Source organism: Anaerobacillus sp. ABD4_527, from assembly GCF_056160805.1.
This window is the reverse complement of the sequence record NZ_JBSWXZ010000001.1, coordinates 431,785-448,562: the sequence shown is the minus strand read 5'-3', so window position 1 is coordinate 448,562 and position 16,778 is coordinate 431,785. Positions and strand designations below refer to the sequence as shown.

Below are 16,778 nucleotides of genomic sequence, written 5' to 3'. Positions count from 1 at the left end.
GAATGGGGGGACATCCATGTCGATCACAGTATATGAAGCGCTTCAACTACCAGAGATGAAAGAAATAAAATTGATCGCAGGAAAACAGGGGCTTCACAATAACATTAAATGGATCACGATTGTAGAAGTGATGGAGGATGTTTCACGATTACATGAAGGTGAGTTTTTAATTACAACTGCGTATGGATGGCATGAAGCAGAAGGATTTTATACAGATTTAATCGATACGCTAGCGAGCAGGAAACTTTCAGCACTCGCCATTCATACTGGCTTCTATCTCGATGTGATTCCGACCAGTATGATCGCAGCCGCTAATCGTACAGGGCTACCTTTACTCGAGATACCTAGAACGATGAACTTTTCAACTGTGACGAGGAGTATTCTCGAACAGCTCGTTAACAAACAGCTTTCTATTCTCGCATATACGCAGCGAATACAAGAAGATTTAACTTCACTCGTTTTAAAAAATGTGGGACTCTCTGTCATCTCACGATCTCTATCGAAGCTTATCAACGGAAATGTGTTCTTATACGATAAAGACCAAAACCTATTAGCAAGTTCATCACTCGTTCATAGAAAAATTCACGTAGAAGAGACGGATCATATAAGAGGAGATGGACGGGTCATCGGTAAGATGGTGATTCAAAAAGAAGGTGAAATCACACCTTTAGACCGTCTGGCGTTAGAACAAGCTATTCCAATCTTTGCTATCGAATTTCAAAAACTACAAATTATTCATGATACGAAAGTTCAAATTCAAGCTGATTTCTTAGATATATTGCTTACAAAGAACTATGAAAGTGAAGAAGCCATCCTAAAGAAAAGCAATGAATTAGGATTTGACTTCAAAGGAAAGAATCGAATCGTCATCATTTCCTCACATAACCTTGAACACCTTGAAAAGTTCGTTCACGAACGGCTTATAACCAAGACAAAAGGCATTGCAAAAAGGAAAATCGATCACCTTATCCTTTTACTCACAGGAGATTTCACTGACTTCGATGCATTTCAAACACAGAGCTCTTCTTCAGGCATCAGCTCCTACGTTGTCGGAATTCATGATCTCGACAAGGCACTCAAAGAAGCTTATGCCGCTCATTTATTCTCAAAGTATAAAGGTAATCCAATCGTCAAGTATGAAGAACTTGGCGCATATCAAATGTTTATACAGCTAAAAGACAATGGCGTAGACCTCAATACGTACTACGAACCTCTATTGCTTCCTATTATCCATTATGATGAAAAACACCAGTCAGAACTTCTTAAAACACTTGAGACGTTTCTCGAAAACAATCTCGTCATCAATCGAACCGCAGAAAAACTTTTTATTCATCGCCATACATTAAACTATCGAATCAAACAGCTTGAGAAATTAACGGGAATCAACATTTATTCCTACGAGCTTCGCATACACATTCAAATTGCACTGTTAGCTTATCTAACCGACCGAATTCTTTCAAATTAAAGTCCGCACGCATTCAAGCGTGCGGACTTTTTAATTATCGTCAGAAAATTGGTTATCCACAGAATTCTGTGGGTAATTACTCACCGGTCATGATACCCCCTAAACTTTCAAAAATACCTATATGGGGTATATAGTTTTACCTGTTGATAAGTGTCAGAAAGCTTATCATACTAAGGTTTCCTCTATTTATCAACAGGTGAGAAAAAAAGGGATTGTGGAAAAAAAGATCGATTCAGTCCGTTTCGACGATACCAATAAAACTATGCTACAATTATGTTTATATTGTTCTCTGAAAGGAAGACGCGACTATGGAACACCTCCTCAACCCAAAAGTAAAATCAATTGAAATATCTGGTATAAGACAATTCTTTAATATGGTTGCTGATTATAAAGACATGATTTCACTCACGATCGGTCAGCCAGACTTTCATACTCCAGAGCACATTAAAGATGCTGCGAAAGTTGCGATCGATAACAATAAAACTACGTATACACACAATGCTGGTATGATTCAGTTACGGAAAGCAGTTGGACATTTTGTCCAATCAAAATACGGGTTATCTTATGATCCAAATCATGAGATCATTACAACTTCAGGAGCGAGTCAAGCAATAGACATAACGTTACGTACGATTTTAACGGAAGGCTCAGAAGTTCTATTACCTGGACCTGTGTACCCAGGATATGAACCGATCATTACACTCTGTGGAGCAACACCTGTTCATGTCGATACAAGACAAAATGACTTTAAGCTTACACGTGACTTAATTGAAAAATCTTTGACTCCAAAAACAACATGCATCATTCTTCCTTCGCCTTCGAATCCAACAGGCGTTGCTCTTTCTGAGCAAGAATTAGCTGATCTATCCGAGTTATTGAAAGATAAGGAGATTTTTGTTTTATCTGATGAAATTTATTCAGAGTTAGCATTTTCCGGAAAGCATACCTCGATCGCACAATTTGAAGGGATGCGAGATAAGACGATCGTCATCAACGGATTATCTAAATCGCACTCAATGACAGGGTGGCGAATCGGATTCCTATTCGCCCCAGAGAATATCGCAAAGCATATATTAAAGGTTCATCAGTACAACGTTTCGTGTGCTTCATCCGTATCACAGCATGCTGCATTAGAAGCTCTCGAGCATGGGGCAACTGATGCCATTCCAATGAGGACAGAATATGAAAATCGAATGAACTATGTGTTTAACAGACTTGTAGACATGGGCCTCTCTCCTGTTAAGCCTGATGGCGCTTTTTATATCCTGCCATCGATCGAACAATTTGGCATGTCTTCCTTTGACTTCGCGATGAAGCTTGCAAAGGAAGGAAACGTTGCTGTAGTTCCAGGAAGTGCGTTTTCAGCATATGGTGAAGGCTATGTGAGGATTTCCTTCGCGTACGATATGGAGATTTTAAAAGAAGGTATGGATCGTCTCGAGTCATTCCTCTCTAAGTTGTAAAATAAAAAAGCGAGTCCTGATTGTTGAATCAGGACTCGCTTTTTTTATGGTTTGATAGGATTGTCTTCGTAACTAATCCAGTCACTAAAACTGCCGGGATAAAGCTTTGCGTCAATTCCTGCATCGTGATAGGCCAGTAGGTTCACACAAGCGGTTACACCTGAGCCACAGTAGATGATCGGGGCATTATTTTCTTTCGTTACCCCTCCCCTACTCTCTTTGTCTTTCCACGTATGATCTGAATTTAAGTGGTTTTTCCAAAACAGGTTCGTCGCAGTTGGGATATGGCCAGCTCGATTATCGATCGGTTCATTTTGTCCTAAATACCTTTCTTCTGCTCTTGAATCGATAATTTTTTCTCCTCGCTTGATTGCGTCTCTTACCTCTTCCATCGTAACGATCATTTTCTCATCAAGTGTAATGTGATAAGAGGTACGCTCCACTTCCACTTCTTCTGATTCAAGTCTATATCCAGCATCTGCCCATGCTTTTATTCCACCATCGAGAACTGCTCGATTCGCATGACCAGCGTAGCCAAGTAGCCACCATAACCTTGAAGCCATAGCGCCCATCTGTCTGTCATAGGCAATTACGTTTGAGTTCTCGTTGATTCCAAGCTTTTCTAATGTAGCCTGTAGCTTGTCCCTGTTCGGGAGGGGGTGCCTACCGCCATGCTTTTTTACTGGTCCTGATAGATCCTTTTCTAGGTCAGCATAACGAGCACCAGGGATATGGCCATTAAGGTATGCGTTGTATCCACTTTCTTTGTCAGATAAATCATATTGGCAGTCTACTACTATAGTATCTTCATCACCGAGGTGTTTCTTTAACCAGTCAACTGATACAATATTGTTCATCTGTCTCCCTCCTCTACTTTGCTAGGTACTTAAGTTCGTTGATCTTACTTGCAAGCTGCTTTTTATCAATAGAGCTCATTTTCATTTCGATTTGAGACTCTACAAACTGATCTACACTCTTCTCAATGTTTTTTCTTACATTGATCACTTGCTGATCATAAAAGCGATGAGCCTTGCTCTCTAAACTGTCTTTAATACGTTCCACATATTGTTTCACCGGCTCATCTAGAAGAGCTGAGAGTTTTGTTTGAAGGTTTGCACTACCTTGTTGTTCAAAGAACTGCTTTGAACTTTTAAATTCTGACCGAGCAGTCTTCATTAGTTCTTCACTAGGAATCCATTTTTCTAAAGAAGCTGTGAATTCAGGAGTTTCCATCTCCTCAATTTTATCCATCTCACTTAAGAAATCTGGCAACTCTTTGTTGATCAAATTGAATAATTCTCGGTGATTTGATTTCAACTCATGTTGAATAAAATAGTCCATCCTTAACGAAGCTGCTCTCATTTCTTGAATCAGATCTTTTTCTAAGTCCCCAACTAGGTTGGTTATCGCTTTACCTAATCCCTCTTTTCTAGTAAGCATGGATGGGTTGAATGCTTCCTTGTAAAAATCACCAAACCGATAAAAAAGACGTTGAGGAATATAATGAATTAGCTCTTCAATTTCTTGTTTGATCTTACTTTCTGTAGACTTAACAGAATACTCATTTATCTTCTTGACCGCATTTGACTTCGCTGTTTTTAACCGCTCGATATCCTCTTCCTTCTCAACACTATTACTATCAAAATTCGTTAACCATGACTCAAGCATCACAATCATTCGGTTAAGCTCACTCCAGTTCGACTGGATTGCCATTTTCGATAGATCAGACTCAATGAACGTATAGAAACGATCTTCAAACCGTTTCACCCCGCCATTTTCTTGCAATACGTCCGGAAGTGTTGAAACGCCAGATTCATCGCTCATGGCAACTAAACTCGATACTGGAAATAACGTAGGCTGTCGTATCCCGTATTGACCAAGTTGGTCCTCAACATGTTCTTCAACAATCGAAAGTTCCTCACTATCTTTTGCAAGGTCTGCCGCATTCAACAAGAAGAACATCTTATCCATTTCAAAAACGTCTTTAACTCTACCGAGCTGGATGAGAAACTCTCTGTCAGCCTTTGAAAAGGCGTGATTATAATAGGTAACATAGAGAATTGCATCTGCTTCCTTGATGTATTGAAAAGCAACCCCTGTATGCCTCGCATTGATCGAGTCAGCCCCTGGCGTATCGACTAAAGTAATTCCTTTTCTAGTAAGAGCGTTATCATGGTATAAGGAGATGGAAGCGATAAAACAAGCTCTAGATTCGTTAACAACTAAATCTTTGTACTCTTCTATCGCAACAGTACGACGTTTTCCTAAGTATTCAAGCTGTGATTTACCTTCCAAAACCGCTCTTAAAAACAATGCATGTGGTTTTGTATCTGAAGATTCTCTCGCGAATATTTTTCCATTTTCAATCAAACGTAAACTATCTTCAATCGAGAAAGTTTTCTCACCGAAGAACGAAAGTGAATGCTGAATATCTTTTAGCAGTTCTTCCTCAGTTTTATAGAACACATCAGCTGTTTCGTGCACGTGTTCCGAGCTTACGGGACATACTCTGTTTAGAGTTGCCGTCGTAGGATTTGGAGATGAAGGAAGAACTCTTTCACCGATCAGCGCATTAGCAAATGAAGATTTACCAGCGCTAAATGCCCCAAAGAGAGCAACCGTGTACGATTTGTGCTCAAGCTTTTCTGCCCTCGACAGCAGTGAACGACGACTTTGAGTAAGTCCAGGAACGTCTTGAATGATCTCGGCAGCCTTATTCAGTGCGGTGACCGTTTCTTTACGAGACGGTAGTTCATCATGAGAGCTAGTATTCGCAATCGATTTCTTTCTCTCAACATGCGTTCTTTTTATAGATTGAGTCGAGTGATCAGGCTCTACATAAATGACCTCTTTGTTAGGATGCTCAAGAATCTCTTCCTTGTCGATTCTTTTAGCTTCTGAATCGCGCTTCCCTGTTAAAAGATCTTCCAATCCTTCTCTCGTTTTAGACGCTGTATCTACTAACTTAAAATATTCCATCGCTTTTTCTTTACCTACTGCATTAGAGAATTTTTCTTTCTCTTCTTCTTGGAAATTTTGTGCTTCTTTCTCTAACTTCTCTATTATAGCGTCTTTTTTTCGTTCTGATTGTACTTTGACCTGAGACTTCAAATTGTTTGAGATATTCTCTGTAAAATGTAGAACAGCCTCGCCCGTTGCCCCTGTGCCTTTTTCAGCTTCTTGCTTCACAATTGAGTAATCAACTGAAACGGCATAGTCAGCTAATTCATTCTTTTGAACCATCCCTGCCTCTTCTTCTAGTGAAAGTAGCAACTGTTGAAAGTGCCATTCTAGTTGAGACTTGACCTGTTCTTTTAGTTTCTCTACGAAAACGTCATACCGCTGTTCTCTTTCTTGCTCTGTTTTTTTATCGCGAAAAATGAGTCCGACTTTAAAGCCAGGCTGTATGGATTCGAGGTATCCCCTTCCTGCCTCTCTTACCTCATAAGGCATCAACATAGCACCTTTTGTAATGTTTGTTGCCTCTGAATCAAACGTTTCCTCCATTTGAGCGATTCTTTCTTTTTGTGATGCGATTGCTTTTGACATAGAAGACACAGCGTCGCTCACTTCATCATCTTCTGGATGAACCGACGTCACTTCGTTAATCAATGATTGAGCAGACTCGTATACGCTCAAAATCTTGTCTTCTTTTGATTTTTTAGCAAGCCCTTCGATATAAACCTTCAGTTGCTCAAACTGGTTATGTGGATGTGAACGGTCCCTGAGTGAGATGAAGAAGAAGGACTCTAACGTCATCCCCCATGCTTGAAAAGAAGAAGCTACAGACTTTTTAAACGCGCTAAAGGATAATTCTGATTCTTTATGCTTATCGATTTGATTCACGATTAATATAATTTTCTTTTTCTGTCGATGGAGCTCACGGATGAATTGATAGTTTACTTCCGATTGAACATGGTTGTAATCCATTACATAAAACACAACATCAGCTACATACATCGAATTTTCAGTCGCTAATCGGTGCGCTTCATCCGTTGAATCGATTCCTGGTGTATCAATTAGAATAACGTCCTCTTCAAGAAAAGACGACGGAGCACTCAATTCGACTTGAGCTACTTCATCACCGTTTAAGCAGTAGTTTTTTACTGTGTCAATATTGTAAGGTGCTTGAAAAATCATTCTTTTTCCATTAAAGAAATCTACGGCTGCCCCCTGCTCTCCACTTCTTACCCTTACTGTGTTTGCACTAGCAGGTATTGGACTCGATGGTAATAGATCTTGATCGAATAAAGAGTTGATTAAAGTAGACTTTCCGGCAGAGAAATGACCAGAAAATAAAAAGTGCTGCTCGCCACTCTCAATCTTCGCAATTAGCTGGTCGATCTTAGAAGCTTCTTTAGAATCTAACTCGTTTTTGATTAGTGCTAGCCGCTTTATCAGTAATTCTGTATTTCTTAGTTGTACTGTTTGCTGACTGTTTTTCATATCGTTCCGCTGCCTTTCGAAGTAGTGTCTCTATAAGGATAACGTTTTCAAAGGGTTTTTCCCAGTATTTATATATGAAAAAAAGCCGGGAATGGCCCCGGCTATGATAATTAAGAGTTTTTCTTTTTGTCGTTAAACTTACGGCGCTTTGCACCAGAACTACGGTCTTGACGGTAGTTTCCTTTACGTCCACCGCGGTCGTTGCGGTTACGACGGTCGCGGCCGCCGCCACCACCACCTCGGCCATGGCTTTTCTTCGCACGTAGAGGTGCGATGTCTGTAATTTTAACTGGCGTTGTATCTGGTTCTCTAGTTAGAAGCTTAAGAGCTGCAGATACAAGCGTTACTGGATCGTGATCGTCTAGAAGCTGCTCAGCTGAAGAACGATATCCACTGTGATCTTGTTCTTCAATCGTGCTTTGAAGCTGTTGAATAGCAGACTGCTGCTGTCCTTCCATCGCTTCAGCAAAGCTTGGGATCGAACGTTTTTGCATCGAGCGCTTCGTGATCTTTTCGATCGTCTTAAGGTGATCGTATTCACGATGCGTGATAAATGTTGAAGCAAGACCGGACTTACCAGCACGTCCTGTTCTACCGATACGGTGAACATAGCTTTCTGGGTCTTGAGGAATATCGAAGTTATAAACGTGTGTCACTCCGCTGATATCAAGACCACGAGCAGCTACGTCTGTTGCTACCATGATATCGATCGTACCGTCTTTAAACTGCTTGATTACCTGGTCACGCTTCCCTTGAGGAAGGTCACCATGGATGCCTTCTGCCATATAGCCACGTTTCTTAAGGCCTTCCGCTACTTCATCAACACGCTTTTTCGTTCTACCGAACACGATTGCGAGCTCAGGAGCCTGAATATCAAGAAGACGACAAAGTAGGTCGAACTTCTTCGGTTCACGAACATCGTAGTAATGCTGATCGATTTGAGGAACAGTCATTTCCTTTGATTTCGTTCTAACCGTCTCAGGGTTCGTCATGAACTTTTCTGCAAGGATCGCGATACGCTTAGGCATCGTCGCTGAGAAAAGAAGCGTTTGACGCTGTTCAGGAACACCTTTTAGAATTTTTTCGATATCTTCGATGAAGCCCATGTTAAGCATTTCATCTGCTTCGTCAAGGACAACGAAGGAAACGTCTTGAAGACGGATCGTCTTACGTTCCATGTGATCGATTAGGCGTCCTGGTGTTGCTACAACGAGCTGAGGGCGCTTTTTAAGGGCTTTGATCTGATGACCGATACTTTGACCACCGTAGATCGGAAGCGCACGTACACCCTTTGCTTGGCCGATACGATTCAATTCTTCAGCTACCTGTACAGCAAGCTCACGAGTAGGTGCAAGGACGATTCCTTGTACATGTGATAGCGATGTGTCGATCTTCTCGATCATAGGAATACCAAATGCTGCAGTTTTACCTGTCCCCGTTTGAGCCTGTCCGATCACATCTTTGTTCTGTAGTCCTAGAGGGATCGTACCAGCTTGAATTGGCGTCGTTTCTTCGAAGCCCATCTGATTTAAAGCTTCGAGTATTGTATTACTTAATCCAAGGTCTTGAAATTTTTTCAACGTATAAAAACTCCTTTTTACATTTAAATGCTATAAACTGGAGAATGCTCTCCACATCATTTTTAAAAAGAGCATTTTCCTTATGTTGGAAAATGCTCTAAACAAGCAATTCTTCATTCACATATAGCGCTAATTAACAGTACCACTATCGCATTAAAAATTCAACTGCGAGAAAAAAATATTTTACATTTATGAATTAGCATTCGGAAGTCGTTTTTTGAATTCCTTTTGCAGGAGAGCGGTTACATCCCCCATGGTTCCTGCTCCGATTCGATTGCCACTCACTTCGATAATAGGTCTAACTTCCTGTGTTGTACTCGAGATGAAAACTTCATCGCTTTCAAGTAGTTGTGACTTACTGAACGTTTTTTCAACAGTGGTGATCCCATAATCCTCGGCAGCACGTAAGATTGCTCTTCTCGTAATGCCATCAAGGATGAATTGATTAGCAGGGTGCGTGTAAAGAACGCTGTCCTTCACCATGAATACATTCGTAGAACTTCCCTCTGTCACGATTTCTCCTCTATGGAAGATTGCCTCATCAAAGCCTTGTTTTTTAGACTCTTCTTTTGCTAGAACATTTCCTAGCAAGTTTAAGCTTTTAATATCGCAGCGCAGCCATCTAATATCTTCTGTGAACATGGCCTTCCCAGGTGGAGGTGTTTCATTACTTTCATATTCTTTTGTATATGCCACTACCACAGGTTCAGCTTTTAAAGGGAATGGATGATTACGAGGTGCGACGCCTCGAGAAACTTGCATGTAGAGGTGTCCATTCGTAACGTTATTCCGTTCGACTAGCTCATTCACTCTCTTAGTAAACGTTGTTTGATCAAACGGCAGATCAATATGAATTTCCTTAGCACTTCTTACTAATCGCTCAAAATGACCTTCTAATTCAAAGAATCTACCATCATAGATTCGTATCACTTCATAGACACCGTCACCGAATTGATACCCTCTATCTTCTATATTAATAGAAGCGTTTTCTTTTGAGATAATTTCATCATTTAATAGAATCATGTTAATCCACTCCCGTCTAACATATATACCATTTCACCTTAACATATTCTTTGTGGTGAGAGTAGAAACACAATTTTTAATTTTAATACAAATTATCTATTTACAAATTGTGCCTATTAGACTAGTATTTGTATCTGTAGAGAACATTCTAAAATATCAGGAGGTTACACGGTATGAAAAAGGTTTTATCTCTAACAATGCTTCTGGTTCTAGTATTCGCAGCAGCTTGTAGCAACGGTAATAGTGCTAACGAAAATGCTTCTGAGAATAACGGCCAGAACAACGAGCAAGCTAGCTCTGAAGAAAATGGTGATCAAACTGATGTTAAAGGTGCATTACTTGACTTCCAAATGAACCTTACGGGTATGATCAATGAAAAAGATGCCCCGATCGCCGCTTTTGAAGCTGCTAAAGCGCAAGAAGAAAAGCCATCTGATGAAGAGCTTGCAACGATGAAAGAAGAAGCAAAAACTGCTGCAAACACGATTGCTGAAGATATTCGTGGCATGGAAATTCCTGCTGAACTTGAAGCTCACAAGAGTGACCTTGAAGCAGCTCTAGAAGATCTTGCAAAAGCATATGAAACAAAAGCATCAAACCTATCTGATGAAGCTGGTTATGTTTATGAAGAATCAGATAACCTATTCGCTTCAGCTGAAGAAAAGTTAGCAACAGTTTACGAAGACGCTGGACTTACAGCTCCAAGCATCTCTGCAGAAGTAGCTGACTAATATAAAAAACCGTTACTCTGTAACGGTTTTTTATATTGACTTCATAGAGATCAAAATCCATAGATCGTCATGCCACCATCTACAAACAATGTTTGCCCCGTCATATAATCTGAGGCTTCAGAGGACAAAAACACGGCAGCTCCGACGAGATCTTTCAACTCTCCTACTCGATTCATCGGTGTCCTAGATAAGATATCTTCAAGGTATTCCTTATTCTCAAGCAATTGATCCGTTAATGGTGTTCTGAAATACCAGGGACCGATCGCATTAACTGAAATACGATCTTCTGCCCACTCAAGCGCTAAATTCTTCGTCATTTGTATCATGCCTGCTTTTGTTGCAGCATATACGACACCCGTACGAAGAGCTACATGTCCGGCAACTGAGGAAACATTGATTATCTTTCCTCCTCCATTTTCTCTCATGATGGCTGCGCATGCTTGCGACATAAAAAACGCCCCTTGAAGGTTCGTTTGGAAAATCTTATTCCATTCATTCTCCGTTACATCGGAAGCTTTCGATCGGATGTTCATGCCAGCATTATTGATCAATACATTGATCTTCCCAGCTTCTTGATAGACTTCAGATACCGCTTCTTCAATTTCTTGTTTACTCGTTATATCTGTTTGAATCGGATAAGCCTTTCTCCCCTTATCTCTGATCAAACCTGCCGTTTCTTGAATATCAGAAGAGGTCCTTGCAAGGATTGCTACATCTGCACCTGCTTCAGCCGCACCGATCGCAACGGCTCTTCCAATCCCTTTTCCTCCTCCTGTTACCACTACTACTTGATCTGTCAATTCGAATGAAGGTAAATAATTCACAAAAGCCCACCCCTTGTAAAAATTGTGTCACATGAATTTCTTCTAGATATCGGGCGAACTTCCTGCAACCATTTAATTAACATAATGTTGTTATGGTAATCAAAACAAAAAGATTATGTATGGATAATATTTCCTTATGATATAATCAAATTAAAAGGGGGATAGCAGATGCGACAGGATACACTCGGAACTTCTTTACGTGAACTTCGAATGTACCTTGGGCTATCACAGGCCGATTTAGCAGATGGCATCTGTACTCAAGCATTGATCAGTCAAATTGAAAACAGTGACGTTTCACCTTCAGCAGAACTTCTCTATCACCTTGCATCTAGACTAGGAGTAGACATCAACTACTTTTTTAACATGATAGAAACGCCTCGCCTGGATTATGTGAACGAAGTATGTCGTCAGGTAAGGCGACACATTAAGAACCGTGAGTATCATACCGTCGCTGAAATCCTCTCGGATGAAGAAAACAATCCTCTCTTTTCTACGATTAAAAATCGTCAGTTCTTGTTGTGGCATAAAGCGATCTGCTGCTATTATATCGAGCATGATCCTCACAGTTCATTCCAGTTACTTAAGGATGCCCTTCTATTAACTGCAACCACCTCAAAAAATTTTTCTGAGCGAGAAATAGAAATATTAATCAGTATGGCAATTTTACATTGTGAAGAAAAAGAATGGGATCAAGCGCTTCCTTTGTATAAGAAAGCATTCTATCATGTTCGCTTTTACCCGATCATCAATGATGAGACGATCGAGATCAGACTTTACTATAATTATTCTAAAGCTCTCTCCTCGACCGGTGATTATGAAAAATCGCTATCGATCGCAAAAGATGGCGTGCAAATTTGTCGAGAGAAACAGCGGTTTTATTTATTTGGTGAGCTCACCTTTCAATGTGGAAAGCTACATCACCTTCTTGGGAACAAGGATCTTGCACAAGCATACTTGTCCACCTCATCCACCATTTTTCAGTTAGAAGAAAATACACCCTACAAAGAACACGTCGAGACGTTTGTTAAAAAGATTGGGTGTTAATCCTATTTATGCTTCGTTTTTTCAATTAAAATTACGATGAAGTTAAACAAAGATACAAAGAATAAACCAGCAGTGATGAATAACATTAGCTCTTCCATCATGCTACCTCCTTTCATATGAGGCTATGGACTATTCATCTTTCTACGATCGTATTTCAATTTTACAGGCACATGAAAGACCCCTTTTCATTAATTAATGACAGTATGGTAGATCGTCTTCATCCAGTTGAACCATCACTCCCTGGGCCACTTCATTTGAATGTACCGGAGCAATGGCATAGCCTCCAAATAGAACGATAGAAACAAGCAGCATTAACGGCCATCTTTTCATCACTTCACCCCCCTTTTGTTACACTTATATTACAACTTTGGGAAAAATTATGCGTTTGTCCTATTCTATGAGAAGTCACACAAAAAAAGCCTTATCCTAACAAGGATAAGGCTTTTGGATCATTTCGATAAACTTACTTATACTTTATGACGATTTAACGCTTCGATCACTTGTGAAACAGGCTCTTGATATCGCTCTCGACTCCAAGAATTATAAGATGGATGTGGTACTCCTTCGATAACCGTCCAGTTCTCACTCGAAACGTCCGCGAGACGGAAGAATTTTTGTGCGAATCGTCCACAAGGTACAAGAGTCACATCTTTTTCTATTAATGTAGAAAGCCGCTCTCTAAATTTTTCGAGTATGAACGACTGAACGATGTTGAGCTCTTCTTCTTTAAAAGCGTCTTTATGGTTATATTTACGAATCGTTTCTAGGCGGTCTAATAAATCCGTAGCCGATTTGATATCATTTTGATGATAAGGACGTTTTTGCATTGGGATGTTACATACGTTCAACAGCCCGATTGTGTCTAGTGAAGGCCGATTGACGTCATCCTCTTCATGCTTCTTTAACAATAATCCTAGCGGCTTGTTGTATTCCTCACCAAATAGCTTTTTTGCCATCGTAGCCCCTGAAGCTCCAGCTACAGGGACGCCATTTTTAACCTCCGCAACATGAGGTGATTCAAGGATGAAAATCAATTTAGACTTAGGTGAAATATATGGTTCAACGCCATAATGTTCAGCCAAACGATTATATTCTTCTTCATATTGTTTTAGCAAATAACCACTGCCTTTTTTCATTTCTTTTCAATTTCTCTTCATTCGACCGGTATATCATCCATGATATCATTTTGATTCAAGTGATATTGGATTTGACGTGCCATCAATTCATAGCCATCATCATTTGGATGAAACTGATCCTCAAAGAATAGATTTTCATCGACCGAATTGAAAAGTTCATACACAGGGACAAACGTTGTATTTTCATCTTTTTCTGCAGTCATTTGCGTTATGCCATTCCACCTCTGAACAATCTGATCAATTTCGGTAATCGACTGAAAACTTTCTAATAAAGGATTATAAAGACCAATAAATATAATCGGCGCATCACTGTTCAAAGAACGAATCCGCTTCATGATCTTATCAAGTCGATCGACATAAGAAGACTGCTCTCTTTGAAAATCTGCCATCTGTAAGTCTAAGAAATGTTCTTTAACGACTTTCATCAAATCGTTGCCACCGATACTCATTAAAATAACATCAGCTTCACTCACGGCATTTTCAACTTCTTCTTCAAAGAGTATCTTGTATAGTTTTGGTGTTCGTCTACCATGGACTGCGTAGTTTTGAACTGAAACACTTGAATCCGTATCACTCTCTATATTAGATGAAAGACGCCCGATATAGCCTTGACCAGTAGAATCTCCGCTTCCTTTTGTAAGCGAATCCCCTAGTCCAACCATTTTTATATCAGCATCTTCAATATCTTCAGATTCATTTTCATTTTTTGCTGTGGCCGTTTCCACTTCTTGTTGAGAATCAGCTTCCTCTTTTTCGATATCATTTCTCTCAGCGATAGAAGAAATGACAGTTTCATTTGGAACCTCATTTACGACCATCATCGAAGCTGCTTGTTTAAGTTCGTTTAACCGCTGACTCCTGTGCTCCATGATGGGCTTGATACTCAATAGGATGATGCCAGCGAAGGTGAGGAAAACGATCAGCCATATATTTTTCTTACTCAAGTTAAAGCCCTCCTCAATTCAATACCTTCTATACCCTTATTATATCTTTTTGTAACTACTAATTCTAACAGATGTATTCCTTTGCAAGTTAACATTACATCTTTATAATGAATATGTAACGTAGTGTAGTGTCAGGAGGAATATTTATGATGATAACGATTACCCAGCCAGCATTAAACTGGTTCAAACGCGAAATGGCATTAGAGAAAGGTGATTCCCTCCGCTTTTTTGTACGTGTTGGAGGATGCAGTACCGTTCAAGATGGTTTCTCGCTCGGAATGACCGTTGAAGCCCCAACTGAACCCGCTTTATCCACCGAAGAAGAAGGGATCACGTTCTTTGTTGAAGAAAAAGACATCTGGTTTTTTGAAGAGCTTGACTTCACTGTTAAATATAGCAGAAAAAAAGACGAAATCGTTTTTCAACACGGGAAATAGTGATCAAAAAACGCGAAAGCATTGAAGCTTTCGCGTTTTTAAATCAGCTTAAACCTTTCTAGATGGCTGATGAGTCCTTCGCTCTTAAGCACTCTCACTTGCTCATTCCCAAGTAAGTCAAAATGCGGGTATCCCTCTCGATCGTGAATCCATTCGCCTTTAAAGTTGTATTTCTTCCCCCACTCCACTAATTTAGCTATATCCCTACAGCCAGCCTTTGTTACAGTTTTGTATTGAGGAAATCGAGGATCGTACCAATAATGAGTGAGAAACGCAACTTCTCCATTCGCAACGTTTTGTTTCCATTCTTTTAACTCTGCTTTTGAAAGTCCAAATGCCATCGTTTTATAATCCCTTACTCAACGGTTTTTTCACTTTTTCATATTCTTCATGCCACTTCGGAAAACGTTTTTTGATCGAGATCGGTCGAAAAGATTCCTTCTTCACACAAGTATGTACAGATTTGCCTGTTACACAAATCGTATCGTCTTCCTTTGTCACTTCATATCCATAAACGACTCTAATCCCATCATAGTGTTCAACCCAGGTTTTGACTTGTACTTCATCTCCGTAACGCACAGGCCGTTTATAGCTTGCTTCAATATCAACGACAGGAGATAAAATCCCTTCTTCTTCCATATCAGCATATTTAAATCCAAGGTCATTTATTAGAGTAGTTCGTCCGAGCTCAAACCAGATCAAGTAGTTGGCATGATAAACAACGCCCATCTGATCCGTTTCAGCATAGCGGACAGTAATTGGTGTAGTTGATATAAACACTGGATATCCTCCTTAAATTATAGCTAACCATCTCTAGTTTATCACAATTGCACGTTACGTAATGAAAAAAGCCGAATGGAAATCGCCATTCAGCTCCAATCGGTACCCGATTACTTATGTTCTTCGTCCTTAATTTCATCTCTCATCGCATCGATGCTATCGGCACGACGCTCGTTTTTTGCTTGAATTTGCTGTTTTTGTTGATCACTATCGGTAAATTCAATCGATGCTTCTGCATCATGGATATTTTCAATCGTATCCTGTACCATTCTCTTCAACTTTTCAGCATTATCACGACGATCATCAGGTTTTGCTTTCATCATGTTGCCCTCCCTATTCATACAGTCCTGCAACTCAAAGTTGCCCTACTAGTATGTGTGAGAAAGGGTGGTACTATCCTGTTATCCTTTAGTTTTGCAAGCTTTGTGGAAGGGTTCCATAAAGGGCATTTTCGTAAGCTAGCATGTCTTTTCGCATTTCTGCACTGCAACCGTTTGAAAGTAAAATGTTTTCCGCTGCTTCGAATACTTGCCTCAACAACCGCATCGCCATTCGATAGTCGACGACTACGTTTTGCTTTATGTCTTTTTCATACTGTGAGAGTTCCAGCATAAGGCGATACGTACATTCTAATAGCCTCATCGGTACATCGTTTAACGTTTGAGCACTGCCTTTCTCTAAAAATTCTTCGAATTGCACATCATCTTCATCACATAGTAAGAAGTATGTTCGAGGTACATCTTCGAGGTCGTGCTCGATCCCTGAAATCGTTAACGTCATAACCGCTAGTCTTGAGGCGAATCCTCCAGTCAACGCGGCTGTTCCGCAACCATACGGAGGTCCGGATGCTTCAAACATTTTAAAGATTTCACTGCCTAATAAATCTTTTCTTTCCATGAACATCA

General features: G+C 40.1%; 18 protein-coding genes. 5 read left to right on the top strand and 13 right to left on the bottom strand.

The window, feature by feature from the left end:
* Window positions 1-16 precede the first annotated feature (16 nt).
* On the top strand, window positions 17-1,465 hold the full coding sequence (locus tag ACXAHI_RS02330) for a PucR family transcriptional regulator (RefSeq protein ID WP_474845623.1): 1,449 nt from the start codon (window positions 17-19) through the stop codon (window positions 1,463-1,465).
* Window positions 1,466-1,773: 308 nt separating this feature from the next.
* Complete coding sequence (locus tag ACXAHI_RS02325) at window positions 1,774-2,928, top strand: aminotransferase A (protein ID WP_474845622.1); 1,155 nt, start codon at window positions 1,774-1,776, stop codon at window positions 2,926-2,928.
* Window positions 2,929-2,972: 44 nt separating this feature from the next.
* Here ACXAHI_RS02325 and ACXAHI_RS02320 read toward each other — a convergent pair whose 3' ends face one another.
* The 4 genes from ACXAHI_RS02320 to dat form a co-directional block, all read right to left on the bottom strand.
* Window positions 2,973-3,785 (bottom strand): sulfurtransferase, encoded by an 813-nt coding sequence (locus ACXAHI_RS02320; RefSeq protein ID WP_474845620.1) that lies wholly within the window; start codon window positions 3,783-3,785, stop codon window positions 2,973-2,975.
* Window positions 3,786-3,798: 13 nt separating this feature from the next.
* The gene (locus ACXAHI_RS02315; RefSeq protein ID WP_474845618.1) at window positions 3,799-7,374 is read right to left on the bottom strand and encodes a dynamin family protein; all 3,576 of its coding nucleotides are present in this window, start codon (window positions 7,372-7,374) and stop codon (window positions 3,799-3,801) included.
* A gap of 110 nt (window positions 7,375-7,484) precedes the next feature.
* Window positions 7,485-8,954, bottom strand: a complete 1,470-nt coding sequence (gene cshA / locus ACXAHI_RS02310; RefSeq protein WP_474845616.1) for a degradosome RNA helicase CshA — start codon at window positions 8,952-8,954, stop codon at window positions 7,485-7,487.
* Window positions 8,955-9,143: 189 nt separating this feature from the next.
* Window positions 9,144-9,977, bottom strand: a complete 834-nt coding sequence (dat, locus tag ACXAHI_RS02305) for a D-amino-acid transaminase (RefSeq protein WP_474845614.1) — start codon at window positions 9,975-9,977, stop codon at window positions 9,144-9,146.
* A 173-nt stretch (window positions 9,978-10,150) separates the two neighbouring features.
* Between dat and ACXAHI_RS02300 the strand changes: the two genes are divergently transcribed.
* Complete coding sequence (locus ACXAHI_RS02300) at window positions 10,151-10,708, top strand: hypothetical protein (protein WP_474811989.1); 558 nt, start codon at window positions 10,151-10,153, stop codon at window positions 10,706-10,708.
* A 50-nt stretch (window positions 10,709-10,758) separates the two neighbouring features.
* On the opposite strand, the gene ACXAHI_RS02295 is transcribed toward ACXAHI_RS02300, so the two are convergent.
* Window positions 10,759-11,532, bottom strand: a complete 774-nt coding sequence (locus ACXAHI_RS02295; RefSeq protein WP_474845612.1) for an SDR family NAD(P)-dependent oxidoreductase — start codon at window positions 11,530-11,532, stop codon at window positions 10,759-10,761.
* Between the two features lie 168 nt (window positions 11,533-11,700).
* Here ACXAHI_RS02295 and ACXAHI_RS02290 point away from each other — a divergent pair, with 168 nt between their 5' ends.
* Window positions 11,701-12,576 carry a helix-turn-helix domain-containing protein gene (locus ACXAHI_RS02290; RefSeq protein WP_474845610.1) on the top strand — a complete coding sequence of 292 codons (876 nt, stop codon included), beginning with the start codon at window positions 11,701-11,703 and terminating at the stop codon, window positions 12,574-12,576.
* 2 nt (window positions 12,577-12,578) lie between these two features.
* On the opposite strand, the gene ACXAHI_RS02285 is transcribed toward ACXAHI_RS02290, so the two are convergent.
* The 4 genes from ACXAHI_RS02285 to ACXAHI_RS02270 form a co-directional block, all read right to left on the bottom strand.
* Window positions 12,579-12,674, bottom strand: coding sequence for a putative holin-like toxin (locus ACXAHI_RS02285; protein ID WP_425545208.1), 96 nt, complete (start codon window positions 12,672-12,674; stop codon window positions 12,579-12,581).
* A gap of 94 nt (window positions 12,675-12,768) precedes the next feature.
* Window positions 12,769-12,906 (bottom strand): hypothetical protein, encoded by a 138-nt coding sequence (locus ACXAHI_RS02280; RefSeq protein ID WP_474845608.1) that lies wholly within the window; start codon window positions 12,904-12,906, stop codon window positions 12,769-12,771.
* Between the two features lie 137 nt (window positions 12,907-13,043).
* Complete coding sequence (locus ACXAHI_RS02275) at window positions 13,044-13,712, bottom strand: uracil-DNA glycosylase family protein (protein WP_474845606.1); 669 nt, start codon at window positions 13,710-13,712, stop codon at window positions 13,044-13,046.
* 17 nt (window positions 13,713-13,729) lie between these two features.
* Window positions 13,730-14,656, bottom strand: coding sequence for an SGNH/GDSL hydrolase family protein (locus ACXAHI_RS02270; RefSeq protein WP_474845604.1), 927 nt, complete (start codon window positions 14,654-14,656; stop codon window positions 13,730-13,732).
* Window positions 14,657-14,802: 146 nt separating this feature from the next.
* Here ACXAHI_RS02270 and ACXAHI_RS02265 point away from each other — a divergent pair, with 146 nt between their 5' ends.
* A complete protein-coding gene (locus ACXAHI_RS02265; RefSeq protein ID WP_474845602.1) occupies window positions 14,803-15,093 on the top strand; it encodes a HesB/YadR/YfhF family protein in 291 nt (96 codons plus the stop codon).
* A gap of 38 nt (window positions 15,094-15,131) precedes the next feature.
* Here ACXAHI_RS02265 and ACXAHI_RS02260 read toward each other — a convergent pair whose 3' ends face one another.
* The 4 genes from ACXAHI_RS02260 to ACXAHI_RS02245 all read right to left on the bottom strand — a co-directional run bounded on the left by ACXAHI_RS02260 (window position 15,132) and on the right by ACXAHI_RS02245 (window position 16,770).
* Window positions 15,132-15,434, bottom strand: coding sequence for a hypothetical protein (locus ACXAHI_RS02260; RefSeq protein ID WP_474845600.1), 303 nt, complete (start codon window positions 15,432-15,434; stop codon window positions 15,132-15,134).
* 4 nt (window positions 15,435-15,438) lie between these two features.
* Complete coding sequence (locus ACXAHI_RS02255; protein ID WP_474845598.1) at window positions 15,439-15,873, bottom strand: acyl-CoA thioesterase; 435 nt, start codon at window positions 15,871-15,873, stop codon at window positions 15,439-15,441.
* A 110-nt stretch (window positions 15,874-15,983) separates the two neighbouring features.
* On the bottom strand, window positions 15,984-16,196 hold the full coding sequence (tlp, locus tag ACXAHI_RS02250; protein WP_474845596.1) for a small acid-soluble spore protein Tlp: 213 nt from the start codon (window positions 16,194-16,196) through the stop codon (window positions 15,984-15,986).
* Between the two features lie 85 nt (window positions 16,197-16,281).
* Entirely contained in the window at window positions 16,282-16,770 is a 489-nt protein-coding gene (locus ACXAHI_RS02245) for a hypothetical protein (protein ID WP_474845594.1), read from the bottom strand.
* Window positions 16,771-16,778 lie beyond the last annotated feature (8 nt).